Annotated in this window: 13 protein-coding genes; 2 read left to right on the forward strand and 11 right to left on the reverse strand. The window is 42.5% G+C overall.

Annotation, left to right across the window (positions count from 1 at the left end; translation table 11 throughout):
• Positions 1-141 precede the first annotated feature (141 nt).
• The gene (locus tag QVH07_RS15585) at positions 142-3,279 is read right to left on the reverse strand and encodes a WD40/YVTN/BNR-like repeat-containing protein (RefSeq protein WP_290002200.1); all 3,138 of its coding nucleotides are present in this window, start codon (positions 3,277-3,279) and stop codon (positions 142-144) included.
• Between the two features lie 78 nt (positions 3,280-3,357).
• Positions 3,358-4,701, reverse strand: coding sequence for a DUF6600 domain-containing protein (locus QVH07_RS15590; protein WP_290002203.1), 1,344 nt, complete (start codon positions 4,699-4,701; stop codon positions 3,358-3,360).
• 363 nt (positions 4,702-5,064) lie between these two features.
• Here QVH07_RS15590 and QVH07_RS15595 point away from each other — a divergent pair, with 363 nt between their 5' ends.
• Positions 5,065-6,195 (forward strand): endo-1,4-beta-xylanase, encoded by a 1,131-nt coding sequence (locus tag QVH07_RS15595; protein WP_290002205.1) that lies wholly within the window; start codon positions 5,065-5,067, stop codon positions 6,193-6,195.
• A gap of 89 nt (positions 6,196-6,284) precedes the next feature.
• Positions 6,285-6,683: a hypothetical protein gene (locus QVH07_RS15600; RefSeq protein ID WP_290002206.1), complete on the forward strand. Its 399-nt coding sequence runs from the start codon at positions 6,285-6,287 to the stop codon at positions 6,681-6,683.
• Here QVH07_RS15600 and QVH07_RS15605 read toward each other — a convergent pair.
• The 9 genes from QVH07_RS15605 to QVH07_RS15645 form a co-directional block, all read right to left on the reverse strand.
• Positions 6,680-7,678 carry a Gfo/Idh/MocA family protein gene (locus tag QVH07_RS15605; protein ID WP_290002207.1) on the reverse strand — a complete coding sequence of 333 codons (999 nt, stop codon included), beginning with the start codon at positions 7,676-7,678 and terminating at the stop codon, positions 6,680-6,682. The genes QVH07_RS15600 and QVH07_RS15605 overlap by 4 nt on opposite strands.
• Positions 7,679-7,682: 4 nt before the next feature.
• A complete protein-coding gene (locus QVH07_RS15610) occupies positions 7,683-8,720 on the reverse strand; it encodes a zinc-dependent alcohol dehydrogenase family protein (RefSeq protein ID WP_290002208.1) in 1,038 nt (345 codons plus the stop codon).
• 12 nt (positions 8,721-8,732) lie between these two features.
• The gene (locus QVH07_RS15615) at positions 8,733-10,121 is read right to left on the reverse strand and encodes an ADP-ribosylglycohydrolase family protein (RefSeq protein WP_290002209.1); all 1,389 of its coding nucleotides are present in this window, start codon (positions 10,119-10,121) and stop codon (positions 8,733-8,735) included.
• 17 nt (positions 10,122-10,138) lie between these two features.
• A complete protein-coding gene (locus tag QVH07_RS15620) occupies positions 10,139-11,170 on the reverse strand; it encodes a serine hydrolase domain-containing protein (protein ID WP_290002210.1) in 1,032 nt (343 codons plus the stop codon).
• Positions 11,167-11,679 carry a DinB family protein gene (locus tag QVH07_RS15625; protein ID WP_290002211.1) on the reverse strand — a complete coding sequence of 171 codons (513 nt, stop codon included), beginning with the start codon at positions 11,677-11,679 and terminating at the stop codon, positions 11,167-11,169. Before QVH07_RS15625 ends, QVH07_RS15620 begins: the two co-directional genes overlap by 4 nt.
• A gap of 206 nt (positions 11,680-11,885) precedes the next feature.
• Entirely contained in the window at positions 11,886-14,321 is a 2,436-nt protein-coding gene (locus tag QVH07_RS15630) for an ABC transporter permease (protein WP_290002212.1), read from the reverse strand.
• A 323-nt stretch (positions 14,322-14,644) separates the two neighbouring features.
• Positions 14,645-15,493 (reverse strand): agmatine deiminase family protein, encoded by an 849-nt coding sequence (locus QVH07_RS15635; RefSeq protein WP_290002213.1) that lies wholly within the window; start codon positions 15,491-15,493, stop codon positions 14,645-14,647.
• Positions 15,490-16,032, reverse strand: a complete 543-nt coding sequence (locus tag QVH07_RS15640) for a hypothetical protein (RefSeq protein ID WP_290002214.1) — start codon at positions 16,030-16,032, stop codon at positions 15,490-15,492. Before QVH07_RS15640 ends, QVH07_RS15635 begins: the two co-directional genes overlap by 4 nt.
• Positions 16,033-16,199: 167 nt before the next feature.
• Entirely contained in the window at positions 16,200-17,087 is an 888-nt protein-coding gene (locus QVH07_RS15645; protein WP_290002216.1) for a cytochrome c, read from the reverse strand.
• Positions 17,088-17,223 lie beyond the last annotated feature (136 nt).

Consider the following 17,223-nt stretch of genomic DNA (forward strand, 5'->3'; position numbering starts at 1 on the left):
ACCTGACTATGGCTATTGGAAAAAGCTTTGGGCAACTTTCCATTGAACTAATCTCTATTCCTAGGCTGGCTTTTTTTTACCGATTCTTCTCGAAGAACCAGTGAAAGCCTCTAGTTAAGTTGAAGATCAATTCTATTAAACCTACTTCCCAAACAAAACACCAACCCCCATCTCACTGGCCATTTTATTAAATGCCGGTACCTCGGTTTCGATTAAGGCTTTTCCTTCTTTCTCCAATTCTAGCCACTGCTCCCAAAGTTCGGCATGGCGTTTCTTGGACCCCTCAGTGAGTTTTGGAATACTGCTATTAGATTGATTAATCATAAAGAGGTAATTCGCGGTAAACTTGTTCGGGAAGTTTTCTACATCATCATAGGCCTTGCTTCTTCGCTGTACCATCTTTTCATCCCAGGCTTTTAAAGAAGCCATTAATTCTTCACCTGCTGATTTTAATTCAGCCATCCCTTCCATGTCATCCAGTTTTCCCATAAGAGTTTGAAGCTGATCCTGATAGGCTTTGGCTTGGTTTACCATGCCATGCATCACACGGATTTCTTCTTCCCGGGCACTCATGAATTCATCGTATTCCTGGTACTCGGTCATGGTAATCTCGAAGTCAGGATTCGGATTGACTTTGGCGGTAGCCGAAACTTCGCCGGCATCGGTAATCAAGGTGACTTCATAGTCTCCGGGGATCACTCCATGCCCACCATAGCCAGCTTCGATATAGGCTGTAGGGATTCCAGGCATTCCATCATGACTAAGGTTCCAGACAAACCGATTCAAACCGGGCTTTTTACTTAGCATAGGTTCTGGAGATGGACCGCCTGCATAGCTCTGAAAATCCTTATCCTCTTTGGAGGTAAAGGAGCGAATCACTTTTCCAGCACCATTTTTAATCTCCAATTTGACTTCCGTAGAATCGTCGAAATCTTCTGGTAACTGGTAGTAGATTACAGCACCAAAGGCAGGATTCACCCCTTCGAAAGGATCAGTCCCATCAAAATCAGAAATATCGCTAGAGGACATAGGACTGTAATATGGAGCCAGAATAGCATCATCTGGGGTGAAAATCTTCAAACTCTTATCATTATCATCCAACTCTCTAAGCAAGTTTAAATCATCCAGAATCCAAAAAGATCTTCCAGAGGTAGCTACTACCAAATCATTATGGGCAACTTTCAGATCAGTGATAGGGGTGACGGGTAAATTCAATTGTAGGGGTTTCCAGCTCTGACCTCCATTCTGGGAGAAATAAACCCCTAATTCCGTTCCGGCAAAGAGTAAATCTGGATCACTTGTGTCTTCCCGGACCACTCTGGTAAATGCATCTTCAGGAATCTCTCCTGAAATATTTTCCCAGGATTTTCCGTAATCCGTGCTTTTATAAAGTCCAGGAGTATAATCATTGAATTTATATCTGGTCGTGGCAATGTAAACAGTGGCCGGGTCATTCGGCGAAACTTCTATGGCATTGATCAGGCACTCCTCAAGTCCTGCAGGGGTGATGTTTTCCCAGTTCTCACCACCATCCCGAGTCAGATGAACTAAACCATCGTCACTTCCGGCATAGATAAAACCTTTTTCATGTGGAGACTCGGCGAGATATGAGATGGTTCCGTAATTCTCGGCCCCGACCGCCTCATTCGTATATGGAATTCCGCCCTTACCTTGTTTTTCCTTTTCATTTCTGGTTAAGTCCGGGGAGACCAACTCCCAGGAAATCCCACCGTCTCTGGAACGTTGCACATATTGGGAAGCATGGTAAAAGGTTCCCGGTTCATGCTGAGACCAGATGATCGGAGCATTCCAGTTATATCGATATCGCATATCACTGGCATCCCTACCCAGATATTGAATGGGATCAATCATGACTTTAGTAGAACCTCCAGACTTCATGTCCAAAAGCTCAACCGTTCCTAAATAACTTCCTCCCATCACATAGCGAGGATCATCCGGATCAAAAGCTAAAAATGCTGATTCGCCACCTGCAGCATGATTCCAATGTTCTTGGGAAATTCCACCCCGACCTATTCCTATGCTGGAGATCACCACGGAGGAATTGTCCTGCTGCCCACCGTAAATTCGGTAAGGGAACTGATTATCTGTATTGATTCGATAGAATTGGGCGGTGGGCATATTATTCTGTGGGGTCCAGGTTTCTCCTCCGTCAAAGGAAATGGAGCCTCCACCATCATCTGCCAAAATGATATTTTTTGAGTTTTTAGGATTAAACCAAACATCGTGGTAATCCCCGTGTGCACCGTCCAATCTTTCGAAAGTTCTACCTCCATCGATAGACTTCAGCATGGGAGCACTCTGAACGATGACGGTGTTTTCATTTTGAGGGTCTGCGAAGACCTCAATATAGTACCATGCTCGTTGGGTCAATCTGTTTTCCTTATTGATTAAGGTCCAGCTTTCCCCTGCATCGTTTGAAACAAAAAGTCCTCCGGTATCGGCATAGGTATCACTTTCTATAAGGGCATACACTTTATTGGAATTGGCTCGTGAAACGGATACAGCCATTTTGCCTTTTGCTTCCGGCAAACCATTATGAATCATTTTCCAGGTTTCACCACCATCGGTGGTCTTATAAAGCCCCGATCCCGGGCCACCGGAGATGACTTGCCAGGGTTTCCTTTGATGCTCCCAAAGTGCGGCATAAAGAACCTCAGGGGTATTCATATCCATGCTAAGCTCCACGGCTCCTGACTTCGCATCCAGGTAAAGAACCTTTTCCCAAGTCTCCCCACCATCGGTTGACTTGTATACTCCACGCTCTTCATTGGGCTCAAAAAGTGCACCTTGAGCAGCCACGTAAACTATATCCGGATTAGTGGGGTGAATTTGAATCCTTGAGATGTGCTGAGTTTCTTCCAGGCCAAGTTTTTTCCAGGTTTTACCCGCATCGGTGGATTTATAAACTCCATCACCGTAGGAGGTCATCACTCCTCTTGGGGCATGCTCTCCCATGCCAACGTAGACGATATTTGGATTGCTTTCGGCGACTGCTACTGCACCAACCGAGCCTGTACCAAAGTAACCGTCCGAGATATTTTCCCAGTGCTGTCCAGCATCACTGGTTTTCCAGACTCCACCTCCTGTGGTGCCAAAGTAGTAGGTCAGTGGATCATCGACTACCCCGGTGGCAGTCACGGAACGTCCGCCTCGATAGGGGCCGATGTTTCTGTATTTGAGAGGTAATAAGTTTTCTACTTCTTGAGCTGAAGCAAAAAATGAGGCTAAAAGAAAAATAAGGAGAATGACCTTCTTCATATTGACTTGGTTGATGGTTAAGGTCACTCAATAAAAGAAAAAAGCATGACTAATTCAGCCATGCTTTTTGATTTGTTATTAGTTTCCTCGTCCCGAACCTCTGGAAGATGATCGAGAAGTTCGACTGCTTTCCCTGCTGCTGTTCCTTGAAGAAGTTTTTGCCTTTGGGCTGGAAGTCCTGCTCCTTGAGCTGCTGGAACTCACTTTCGGAGAGCTTGTTCTGGAAGAGGATCTGCCCACACTCGAACGCTGAGTTCTTTGTGGCTTCGAGACACTGGACCTGCTTTGCGAAGACCGAGAATTCACTTTTGGAGAAGAAGACCTATTGGAGGCAGAACTTCTTTCCCTGACACGCTGATTTTGACTTGGTCTAGTCACATTAGAATTTGCTCTGTTTGATCTTGTGCTTACACTGTTTCTATTGCCACTATCAGAACGTCTGGAAGCACTTGGTCTTTGAACATCAGTTCTCGAAGTACTTTTTCTCGCGGTATTTCTTTGATTTCCATTGTAAGGCTTCACATCAAAATCTCGCTGAGGACTTGAACTTCTCACACCTGAATTTCGGTCGGAGGTCCTGCTACTTGTGCTTCTTCTTACTTCATTTTGAGCCCTGGAATTTTGAGCAGAGTTTGAACTGATTCCTCTCTGTGAGGGGGTTCTGGAGCTTCTGCTTTCCATCCGAGACTCTGTTCTAGCCAGTGGTCTACCATTCTGCGAAACTACCTGACGACCTCTGATTCCATTATTTTGAGTTCTGTAGGTCGGTACGCGGTTACTCGTAACTCTTTGGACCTCTCTTCTTGAAGGGCCTGCGATATAGCGATTATCATTATAAACTACCGTATTGTTTATGATGGTAGTCTGATTATAGATTCTCACACGATTTCTTCTTGGCGGGCAATACCTGAAAACATCATAAGCATATAAGTTTGCCCTTGGCAGGAAGATAAAGCTGGAAAATGGAAGCCCGATGGAGACATTGATGGAAAATCCAGGTCTCAAAGGAGCCCAGCCGTAATATCCGCCTCCAGTCCTCCAACTGACCCATGCAGGGCCCCATTCATATCCGGGAACCCATGCCCAGCTCCTGTAGAACTGATCATAGTACCATCTTCCGTAGTGAAAAGGCGCCCAGCCCCAGTCATAGTAGGATACCCAGGTATTTCCAAATTCCGTCATTACCCAGTGCCCTTCTGTGGCATAAGGGTGAAAATCCGGGCCAACTGCAGGAAGCCAGACATATCCATGTCTTGAATCCCTCACCCAGTCACCATAAGGTAGGAGTTCGGAATAGAAGACATCGAAAGAAATTCCTCGATTGAAATTTAGATTAGCTTTAGATTCAGTGCCAAAGCCAAAGAAAACCAGGGTGAGCAGTAAGGGTACAAACCATCTGCTGTTTTTAGTGAGCCTTTTCATAATAGTTTGGTTTAGTAGTGGAAAATGTGGTGGTGGTTTTCCTTTACCTTATAGATGCAAAGTTCTATGCGGTAGTTGCATTAGACACGACTAAAATCAGACCAAAGTTCTGCAATTGATTAAAAAAATAAAATAATATTCCAAAAAATTGGATTAAAGTAAATTAATTAGAGAATATCCAGGGTTAATATTTAAAATAAAATAAAAAAATAAATCCCTTTAATAAAAAAATAATAAAAGTCTGATTTTTAGGATTGAGGCCATTTAAGTAAGATTTGGCCTTGGGCTAAAGACTAGACGAAACTTTCTTTGAATTCTGACTCATTCTCGAGAAAAAAATTAAATTATTCTAAAATTGAAATGATGAAAAATCCCTATTCAGTCAGACGTCTCTTGCTATTAGTTGTACCCGTATTTTTACTTTTCTCATTTCATCAGGATGATTCCCCTTCTTTAAAGGGATTGTTTGAGGAGAGTTTTTACATAGGTGCTGCCTTGAATTATCGAGAAGTAAATGGTACTGAAAGTCGGGCACTTCCGGTTTTGCAGAAGCACTTTTCAAGCATTAGTCCTGAGAATGGGCTGAAGTGGGTGCGAGTGCATCCTCAACCTGATCTTTATGATTTCGAGTTCGGAGATCAATATGTTCAATTGGGTGAATCGCTTGATGCATTCGTCATCGGCCATACTTTAGCCTGGCATCAGCAGGTTCCGGATTGGGTTTTTGAGCAAGAAGATGGTACTCCTAAAACTAAAGCCCAACTATTAGCGACTTTAGAAGATCACATCGAAAATGTGGTGGGGCGATATCGAGGAAAGATCCAAGGATGGGATGTAGTGAACGAAGCGATTGAAGACAACGGTGAATTCAGAAAATCGAAATGGTTTGAAATAGCCGGGGTAGACTTTATCAAAACAGCTTTCCGAAAGGCCAATGAAGTAGATCCAGATGCAGAACTCTATTATAATGATTACAACGTTTTCAACCCGAAGAAAAGAGCCGCCATTTTGGCTTTAGCCAAGGAGCTTCGTGCTGAAGGGATGCGAATAGATGGGATCGGGATGCAAGGTCATTATATGCTTGATAGGCCTTCAGTTGCGGAAATTGAAAAGGGAATTGTTGAGATTCATGAGGCCGGTTTTAAGGTGATGATTACAGAATTGGATGTGGATGTTTTGAAACGACCAAGGGAGGCAATCGGTGCCGATTTGGCCAAGTCTTACGAATTTCAAGAAGAGTACAACCCGTATTCTGAAGGTCTTCCCAAAAGTGTGGAACAGGAGCTTACAGCACGTTACAAGGAAATTTTTGAAGTGTATAAAAAGCATTCGGATAAAATCAGTCGGGTTACTTTCTGGGGGATACACGACGGTGCGAGCTGGTTGAACAATTGGCCGGTGAGGGGTAGAACGAATTATCCATTAGTCTTTGATCGGGATATCAATCCCAAGACCCAGATATTTAATGACCTTGAGGAATTAATGAAAAAATAGGGGATAGCCACCGCAGCTTCTTTTTTTAGTTAATGGCCTTGAAAGGCAGAATAAACAATCTTGGTTCATATCAATAATTTCTTTTTACCATGCTTTTAGTCATCACTCAGGGCGAACTTGAAAACTTGATTCGAAATTTTTCTAAAAAGAAAATAAGAATTGAATTTCTCGGGGAGAATCAACTGAAGCTCAAGACATCTGGAGTCAGCCTGCTCCTTTTTCTTGTCGAAGTGAAGCCAAGGCAGGTGTCGTTTGCCTATAAAATGAATACGGTGGTAAATTTTTTTGTGGAAAAATTCTTGAAGTTAGATAAACCCGGAATTTCTTGGGATAGGGATCAGCTTCAAATTAAAATCGATTTGGATCAGGTTTTTCTGGATGACAAGTCAAAAGATATTTACCTGAGGCAACTAGTGATGGACGAAGAAAAAATGATCATAGATTTTTATTTGGCGCAGCCAAACCCTGAAAACCCCACTGAAATCTAGCTGACCGGAGGTTTTGCCACCTGATCCATGACCCAATTGGCACGAGCTGCTGATTCGCCTTTGCTTGGGCAGATGCCATCACCTCGAAGTTCTGACACTATCGTTTCGATCAAAGGTTGCTGAATATGCTTAGGCAAAGCATAAATCTCCTTATGCCAATTCTTTCCTTCCCTTCTAATTTCAAATTCTCCTTTCCCAAAAGTCTCAAACCTGATCTCGCCCTTACGTCCAATGATGTGAATTTGATCCGTTTCGGCTCCTTCCACAGTTGTAAAGCACCAGTTTCCGGACCCCAAAACCCCATTTTCAAAAACGAAGTTGCCCACCACAATATCTTCAGCTTCGTATTCTCCTGCCTGGTTGGCAGAATAGCCTGAAGCATGCTGAATAGGGCCGAAGAAAAAGTCCAATAAATCTAGCTGATGGGACGCTAAATCATAGAAATAACCACCACCAGCTATTTCAGGGATCACCCGCCAGTTGGTTTCAGAATCAGCCACCAGAGTGGATTCCAGAGATTGCTTCAGATTGATATGAACTGTCCTGACACTTCCTATTTCTCCCTGATCCAGCAATTCCTTAATCCGCACAAAATGAGGCAAAGCCCGACGGTAATACGCCACAAATAAAGGGACACCATGCTTTTTGCAGACCTCAATCATTTTCCGGCATTCGCCAAAGTTTCGAGCCATGGGTTTTTCCACATAAACCGGTTTGCCGGCTTTGGCGGCTTTTGAAGTCATCTCCAAATGGTATTTTGGAGGCGTTGCAATGTAAATGCTATTGACTTTAGGGTCATTGATTAAGGCATCTGCATCAGAATACCATTTAGCTATTCCATGACGTTTTGCGTAATCCTCAGCTTTTTCAGTATTCCTTCTCATCACCGCTTCAATGCGGCTGTTAGGTATGAGCTGCATGGCTGGAGCGGATTTCACTTCGCAGACATTGCCGACTCCGACTATTCCCCAGGAAATTTTAGAAAGAGTTTTCATTCTCTTAAAATCTATTGATCATCAACATTCCAGTATCTCGAAAATCATCCATCCTTGCTAGTTCCTTTCCAGCTTCTTCCAGACTGATGGATCTGCCGATCAAAGCTTCAGGTTTTAGCTTTCCCTCTTTTATCATTTGAATCATTTCCGGATAAGCATGAGCCTGCATTCCATGACTTCCAAGAATTTCCAGTTCTTTAGCCACCACCAAATGCATGGGGATTTGAGGATTCGATTGGTCTCCGGCAAGCAACCCAATCTGAATGTGTTTACCTCTTTTTCGGAGAGAGGAAATTGAATTCCAACTTGTCACTTTGCTTCCAAGGGCATCAATGGAAACATGAGCTCCACTCTTGCTAAGTTCGGAAATCGCCTCAGCCACATTTCCAGCTTTTGCGTTTATGGTGAAATTCGCCCCAGCTGCTTTGGCCATGCCAAGTTTCTCCTCAGAAATATCCACCGCGATAACAATTGCTCCCAAAGCTGAGGCAATCATAACCGCTGATAGTCCAACCCCTCCGCATCCATGAACGGCCACAAATTCTCCTCCTTTCACCTTGCCTTGGGCCACGACCCCACGAAAAGAAGTGGCAAATCTGCATCCAAGTGATGCGGCTGCATCAAAACTGATTTCATCATCAAGAGACACCAGGTTTGTATCGGCACGATACACAGCCACGTACTCCGCAAATGAGCCCCAATGGGTAAAACCGGGCTGAAATTGATAATCACAGATTTGTTGATTTCCACTCTGGCAAGTGGGACAGGTTCCACATGCACAGACAAAGGGTACCGTAACCCGATCACCTTTTTTCCAGTTTTTGACATCTTTGCCTACCTCAGTGATGATTCCTGCAAATTCATGCCCAGGAACATGTGGTAATTCTATATCGGCATCATGGCCCATCCAACCATGCCAGTCACTACGACAAAGACCAGTAGACTTCACTTCCAGAATTATCCCATCCACAGGGCACTCTGGGTCTGGGACAAGCGATACTTTTGGCTCTTGCTGAAAATGCTCATAGAGAACTGCCTTCATTCGATTTAGAATCTAATCTTGAGGGATGTACCAAACATTTTTGACCAGATCAACTCCACCATCCATTCTCTCCTGCACCATTCGGTCAACAATGAAAACTCCTGTTTGAGCCATATTTTCAAAGCTGTCTATACCGTCATTTGGAAAGCCTCCTCGGGTTCTGTGAATGTTAAAAGTCTCCGAAAGATCATTTCCAAAAGCCTTTTCCACGCCTTCCTTTCCTATCATAAACCCAAGCAGCCCTCCCCAGGTGGCTGTAGGATTATCTGAATCCCAACCTGCTAAAACTCCGATTTTTATGGTCTCTACAATGTCCCCTTCTCCATAGAAAAGACTGACCAGGCTAGCACCGAAGTTGATTCCTCCGGCAAAGCATCCATGGCAAACCGGATCTTTTTCATACCAATCATATCCTGCTTCCTGATTGATTTGGTACTTGATGTGGAGGCTATCCCTAGTTGTTTCCCAGGCAACTCCATCCTCATAGCTTTGCTTTACGAAATCATACATGCTGGCCACCGCAGATCCTTCTGGCAATGTTTCCCTCCCTTCCTCGGCAAGCCACATCACCTGATCCTTCATGGATTGACTTTGATCCACAGAAGAAGCGAGTGAGTACATGGTCACATAAAACTGTGCTGCCCATTCCGCATTTTCTCTCGCCGTGGTTCGGATAGGAAGCTCCGCGATTTCTCTAGCTAATTCGGGCTTAGTTGGTGCAAAGAATCCAAAAATCTCCGTAGTCAACTGCGCATCAATCATCTCATAATCCTTATTGTTTTCCGGATCGCTGGTCTCCGGAGGGATCAAACCTTCTTCTCTCATCAAATCATGAGCGGTTTGATTGGATACCCAAAGAAAATTCTCTGGAGTCTCTTCATCGCCAGTCGTAAATGGGGTGTTTTCATCCGAATAAATATGCTTCAGCCATCCGTCTCGTATTTGCTCGCCTGTGAGCTGAGTTGTCTGGTTGGTATACATGAGCCACTGATAGATATATTCGATATCCGTATCATCATCTGCACCCCAAGGTTCTCCCTTTTTGGTCAGAACAAAGTCTATTTTTCGATCTTGGGCCGTCTCTTCCCAGATGGCCGGCTCGTCAGGCCCACCCCAGTTTTCACGGGTGTAAAAACCTGCCCCTCTACCATCGATTCCCTCACCACCTATTTTATCCATTTCAGTCACTAGACCGGTCCAGTTGGCTATACACTGCCCCAACCAAAACCCGTAGAGCTTATCGGCATATTCGGTACGGGATATTTCCAAGTCATTTTCCCCTGGCGTATATTCAGCATAGTTGAGGTTAGGGTCTTTAATTCCGGTGATTTCTTCCTTTGGGCCTTCACAGGCCAAAGCTAATCCTGCGATAAATAGCAGTTGGGTGATCTTAAATTTCATAGATAAGGATTCTTTTTCTACTTGTAATTTAACCAATCTGCCGCAGGTTGTGGGTCATCCATAAATGTACCGACGATTTCACGCAATGGGATTAATCCATTTTCGCTATTCGTGAGGTACACGACTGCATCTTTTGTTGAAATATTTGCGGTGAAAAAGCCTCTGAAGGTCCAATTATCTCCCCATTGGAATATCTGTGGTCCATTTTCCGTAATTTGAATTCCCACACCCAATCCCCAAAATATTTTTGGATCATCCTCTTTGGGTTGGGTTGTTTTCACTGGGGTAAACATCAGTTCTCTAGTTTCATCGGAAATGGCATCTCCAGATAATAAAGCCTTCAAAAACTTAGCATAATCTCCTCCCGTAGTTTGCAGGGAAGCAGCAGCATTCTCCTGATCGATTCTATTTTTTTCTCTCGACTCTCCATTCTTCTTGTAAGAAATACTGTAATTATCTTCAAAATCTGGACGGAATACGTAGCCGGATCTCTTCATATCCAGGGGACCAAAAACATACTCCTGAGCTATCTCATCCAGTCGTTTTCCTTTCAGGTGCTCTACCACCCTTTGGAGCCAAACATAACCTTCTCCTGAGTAGCTATATTTCTCTCCGGGTTCAAATAGGAATTTGAGTTTTTTCTTTCTCCAATTAGGCAATCCACTGGTATGGCTTAGAATCATTTTGGCGGTCACGCCTAGGTGTCTTTTTTCATTGGCTACATCAGGATATTCATAGTATTCGTGTAGAGGTCTGTCCAGTTCAAGAGTACCTTCTTCCACCAGTTGCATCACGATGTAAGCAAAAATTGGTTTGCTTAATGAGGCAGCTGAAAAGACCGTCTCCTGGTCTACGGTTTCAGTATCGTTTTTCTTTCCCTGGCCAGTTTCCAACTTAATCTCTCCACTTTCTATGTAGGTCAAAGAAATTCCTGGAATTTCATTTTGCTCCATGATTTCGGCCAACTCCACTGCCTGTTTTAACCCTTGGCTTTGGAGACAAAAAATAACGGAAAAAAACAGGCATATTCCTGCAAATATTTTTCTCATCTCCACCAACCGTTTTGTTTTCTGATGAATACCATCTGCCCTGTATGGTATGCATTATGTGAGGCGATATTCGCTAAAGAGGGTGCCCAGCCCTTCATCTGTTCTTCATTGAATTCACGTGTGACTTCTTCTATCCCGGTTAAAATCTCATCCAGTTCTTTCGTCATTTCTTCAAATTCCTCCTGAGTAAAGGCGGTGAAGGTCGCATCATTATTGCCATCGAAAGGTGGAACTTCTTCTCCTTTCATGGACTTCAACATCCGTCCATTCCAATAAACCAGGTGAGAGACAAGTTGGGAGATGGAGTGATTTTCAGAATCGTCCTTCCAATTGGCCTGATCTGCGGTAAGGCCACTCACGGCGACTGTGATGGACGGATACCAATTCTCCTCGTTATGGGAATATTTGATGTTTTGTTCTAGGAGAGGTTGGATTTCCTGAGCTTTCAGGAGGTGGGGTATGCTTAGGCATAGACAAAGCAGGATATCCAAAAAAGATAGCTTTTTCATAATAGTGTTAGGTTTAGTGCTTATGAATATAAGTTTTTTTCATGTAGTCAATTCGAGCGGAGGGAGAAATCTCTAAACCACTAAACTTCTCCAATCTCCATGTAAATCCTTGCAGGAGATTTTCTGCCTGACTGACCTAGCAGAAGAAGCGTGGCAATCTATTTTAAAGGGTTTGTGAAGACACCAACCATGACTGGTAAATTAAATCACCTCTCCAAAGTCCCATTACTCGCTTCCTTCAAAGCAAGAACCGGATTAGCTCTGTAGCTTCTGATAGCCTGAATCAGAATTAAACTGAAAGCTAGAAGGCCAAAGGCCAACAAAGGAATGGCTAGAATCCACCAACCAATGGAAATTCGGAATGCATAATTCTCAAGCCAAATCTGCCCGAGAAAATAAATAGCCGGTAAGCTAAAGACCCCTGCAATCAGTAAAGAGCTCAAAGTCCCATTTGAAAGGATTTTCACCACGTCGGAAAATTCAGCACCAAGGGTTTTTCTGATTCCTATTTCCTTGACTTTGGAAGCTGCAAGGAAATAGATAAGCCCAAAAAAGCCCAATGCTGCTACCAGAATGCCCAAAGCTGAAAAGATCTGGAAAACAGAATAGAAGTTCTGATCTTGCTGGTACTGGCGATTATAAAACTCATCCAGATAGAAGAAGTCAAATGGATTACCTGGGAAGGATGCCATCCATGAGGCTTGAATTTGGCTCAAAAGCTCGGCTTCATTCTCAGCATTGTACTTGATATAAATAAACCCATCTGCCTGCTTTCCTTTCTCAAAAATGATAGGCTTATAAGCCTCTTGAAGTGAGAATTGATGGAAATTCGAAATGACACCCACGATTTCCGGCTGAGTCTGTCTTCGGTAAAATATACGCTCGCCTATGGCATCTTCCGGGCTTTCAAAGCCCAGAAACTTTGCGGCTTCCTGATTGATAATCACCGCATCGCTATCTTCACTTTCCGGGGAAAAGCCTCTTCCAGCTAATATTTCAATCCCAAACTCATCTATAAAATTCCCATCCAACTGGGTGAAAGAGTAGTTGAATGAAGACTCCTCCGGATCAGATATCCTTCGAACATATCCTTCTGCCTCTCCCCGAATGGTTTGGCCAGGAATAAAATTGGCACTGCTGACCCCATTCACCTGAGAACTTTGACTTAGCTCATTTTTAAATGAAATAAGCCTCTCCTGAAGCTGAAAATCCTCATTTTCTACACTTGGCCCACTCAATACCAGTGTTTTTTCCAGGTTTAAACCGGGATCGGATTTTTGCATAAACCTGAGTTGAGAAGAAATTAAAAGGGTAAAACCAATTACAAAAACCGAGATGGCGAACTGAAAAATCACAATGGGACGCTGAATCTTTAGTTGTCCCTGAGCCTTTGCGCTTAAGCTCTTTTTTGAGCTCCTTGAGACATACCAGGCAGGGTAAAAACCTGAGATCAGGATGGCTCCGGCAACTATCGCCAGAATAATAGAAAGATTCAATCCTCCGATCATTTCACCGAGTAAATCGATGGAGGTAAGGTTAGTAAGGGTGGGATTGATCAGAATGATAAGGATCAAAGCCAGACCCAATGCAATCAGATTAATAAAAATGGCCTCGAAAAAAAGTTGTGCAAAAAGCTGTGTCTTTCCTGCCCAAAAAATCTTTCTCAAGTTCACTTCCTTGTCACGCTGAAGTAATCTAGCCGTAGCAAAATTAATGTAATTACAACCGGCCACGATTAGCACCAAAGCAGCTAAAGCAGCAAGGAGAATAAGCAGCTGCTCGCTACCATTTGCCTTGAACTCATTTAAAAAATCCGACTTCAGGTGAATATCAGTCAAAGGCATTGAATAATGCTTATAGCCTGAATCGGCAAAGGTTGTTTCTCCAAGATTAGTTAGCGTCTCTTCTAGGGCTGTAGCCTGACTGGGATCGGTGAGTTTTACATAGGTATAAAAGGATTCTCCCCAGTTGGGGAATTCTCTTTCCGGATTAGCAAAAACTCCAAGGGAAATAAGCAGGCTGAAATCCAAGTGAGTGTTTCCGGGTACATTTTCGATTACTCCCGCAACGGTATAGTTTTTAAATTCCTCATATCCATTTTGGCCGTAAGAGCCATAAACTCCATTGATTATGATGGCTTTGCCAAAAGGGTCCTCATCCCCAAAAAGCTTTGTGGCAACCTCCTCAGTTAGGATCACCGCCTGAGGGGTTCTTAACCAATTTTGCTTTGATCCGGAGAGAAATTTAAAATCAAAAAACTCAAAGAAATTGTTTTCAACTCCCATCATACCATCCTGCGATAAGATGGTTTCACCGTACTGCAGGCTTGTGTTTTGCCCATTCAGATGCATCCGCAAAACGGATTCAGCTCCGGAGAACTCACTACTGAGGCTTTGTCCCACACGGGAAAAGGTACTGGCTGAAGTGCTAATCTCTCCATTTGGTAATTCAACTTCCTGATAGACCCTGTAGATCCGGTCCGCATCCGAATAAAAAGTATCATAACTCCTCTCGTAAGACCAGTAGCTAAAAATCAAAAGGCAGGAGGCCAAACCAATACTTAATCCCAAAATGCTTACGATGGAATAGAATGGATGGAATTTGATCCCACGCAGGGTGGTTTTAAGGTAGTGGAAAAACATGGTTTGGTATTTGGATCTTATTTACTGTACCAAAAAATACCAAAGTCCTGCCAATTCTAAAGGCTGATTTTAGGACTTGAAGGCCGTTTTTATAATGAGTTTGAATGGATTAACGGTCGAAAATGTCCGTTTTTGGGAATTTCATTCCTCTCTTGGCTTGAACCAGGATTGAATGTGAAGAAGTGGTTTGAGGATACACAAACGAAGGCAAGGAAAAACGTGGGCCTTTTGTCATTTCGACCAAAGGGAGAAATCTCTTACGACAATTTAATTCGAACCTGGGTCTAAAAAGCGCATGAAATCCTTTTCATTGTTAGCATCTGTTAGGCCAGAGCTTTAATCGTCCATGTCGCACAGTTCAGGAGTCCCCCATATTTTGCTATTTCGTTAATGTTGATTGGTTCAATGATTCTTTCGGGAAAAACTGATTGAATGACATTTAAAGCTTGTTCATCCTTGTTTCTAGGTACCTCAAAAATTGGGAATAAAATTAAATCACCAATTTCGAGGTAGTTCACATAGCAACCTACGGCAGTATGTTTATGCTTTTTGTCTTGGTATTCGAACCAAGGCATTTCCACGAAGGTTAAGCCAGTATTCTTAATCATCCTTTCAAATCCTTTCTTCCAGTAGAGATATTCGTTTTGGAGTTCATTCACCATGAGAGTGCTATTGTTAATGAATCTCACATGACCGTCAGAGTGTCCAGTCAGATCGTTGGTAATGTCAGGAATCAATAAAACTTGAGTGTTCAAGAGTCTTTCCAATTCTCCGATCAATTCGGATTGATCCCAAGTCGGATTTTCTTTAAAAACCCGAGTTGTCAAAATGGCTTTATCAGTACAGTTTACAACATTACCTCCGTCCAAATTGATTGATGAGTTTTCAGCTTTCAGTCCATTGTGCTTGATTATGTCCTGAGAGTTTGATTGTAGATCTAGATCATTTTTTAGATAAGAGGGCTCATATCTGAATTGGATGAATTTGTCTTCGCTGATTTGAATGGGCATATAATCCCGACACCAATTATCTTTCGTGTTAGACAGAAATCTATAGTTGATCTGATGCTTATCCAGAATTGGTTTTATACGATCAAATGCAGAACGAAACTCATAATTTGTTCTAATGTGCTCACTGAAATAAACTGTGTCTTTCTCTTTGTCAATAATCATTTTAGAGAAGCACAGTTGTCTTGAATTTCTTTTTTCAGGGTGTTTGAAATTCGTAATTTTTCCAGATTCACCAAGTAGCGATAATGATTCAAATGAAAATCTCGATGTGTAACTTTGTTTGGAAGATGTCGAAAGGTTTTAATTATTTCTAAGTCTCTTGGGACGCAATCGTGAAGAGAGACGATTGTTTTTGCTGAAACAGACCCAAAGGATTCAAATATTCTTTTCAATGCATTTATTGGTCCGTTCGTGTACTCATCGTTTATTGCTACTCCTCTTATTAATATTCCCCCGTCTTGAACTTCGTTTCCTTGAAACGTAATATCAATCCCTTGATTATGAAATCTCCATTCTCCGGCCTCTCTCTTATGACTGTGTGTATATTCATCTGGATGATGAGTCGGATGAAAGTAGTAAAACTCAATTTCGGTCAGTCTAAATTCGTCTTTGTTTACACGAAGAACTTTTCTATTCAGAAGTTCACTGGCGATCTGATCAAAGGATTTCGAGACGTTCGTATTATCTATTTCAAGTTTCATCGTCATTGCAGATCATGCACCCCAACGGTCACGGCTATGCGTAGCGCGGGATTTAAATGTTCTTCACTTTCGGTTTAGCAATTGGTTTATTTAAGGCAATTACTTTCATTTAAGCGCATTCGCCCGCATTACGCATAGTTCTTGTTATCCGTATCTTTTACGTTCTTTTAATGCCTATTTTCTTCAATCAATCGCTTCGTATAGGCAATTACACTTTCAATTTCGCTATCTGTTAGTAATGGAAAAATGTGTTCTGAGCCAAAAGGAGTAAGGATAGTGTCTCCATCAACCGTTATACCAGATGTTAAAAACTTCTTGTAACTACTAGTTCCATAGTTTATTGCATTACTGATATCTCCTGCATCTTCTCCAATCCCGTCTAAAGATGCTCCATGGCAGGATGAACACAAGGTTTGAGCTATTAATTTACCTTGTAGCAATTCCTTACTAAGATTGGGCAGTGAATGACTCCTATAGTACATTACTTCATCTTCCGCAGTATGATAACTTGGTTTTCCATCTTTATCTGTTCTCCAGTAATCGGCTGGCAGCTTAGCCGTCACAGAATCTCTAAAACCTACAGGTGGAATGGGTGTTGGATTACCTTTTTCCGGAATTGTCCTGAGAAATGCAATCAAAGCGTCCATATCTCTTTTACTTAAGAATTGTGATGTTTTCGAGGGCATCAGGAATAGATTACGTTCAGGGTGCTTACCATCTCTCAATAATTTTTCGAGCTGCTCATCACTCAATTTAGGCATTGTGAGTGATATGTTTGTGGCCCATAAACCGTCAAGCAATGGAATGAAGTCTCCAAAATTAGCCCCAGTATAATTAGGCATGTGACAATCATTGCAAGCAAACAAATTTGCTAGACGTTTACCATGTAAAATTTTCTCCTGATCGGTGGTGTAATCTGAACCATCAAAACTTACAGAAGAAATGACAGGGCTAGAGTAGTTATCATTATCGTTTTTCTGTTTTGTATTATTACCACAAGAGAAAAAAATGATACTTGTTACGATAAGAAGTATGTAAACATTAATTCGATTCATTGTCACATTTATTTATTGCAGATAACGTCTACGGCTATGGTCCTGGCGTGGTTTGCTCAGCGAACCTGTCCGCGTTATATATTGTTTTCTTTAAAGGTAGGGGAGTTTAAATTTTTAGCCAAACTTAAGCGCTTGG

It is taken from the genome of Algoriphagus sediminis (assembly GCF_030403435.1).
GTDB classification, from domain to species: Bacteria; Bacteroidota; Bacteroidia; order Cytophagales; family Cyclobacteriaceae; genus Algoriphagus; species Algoriphagus sediminis.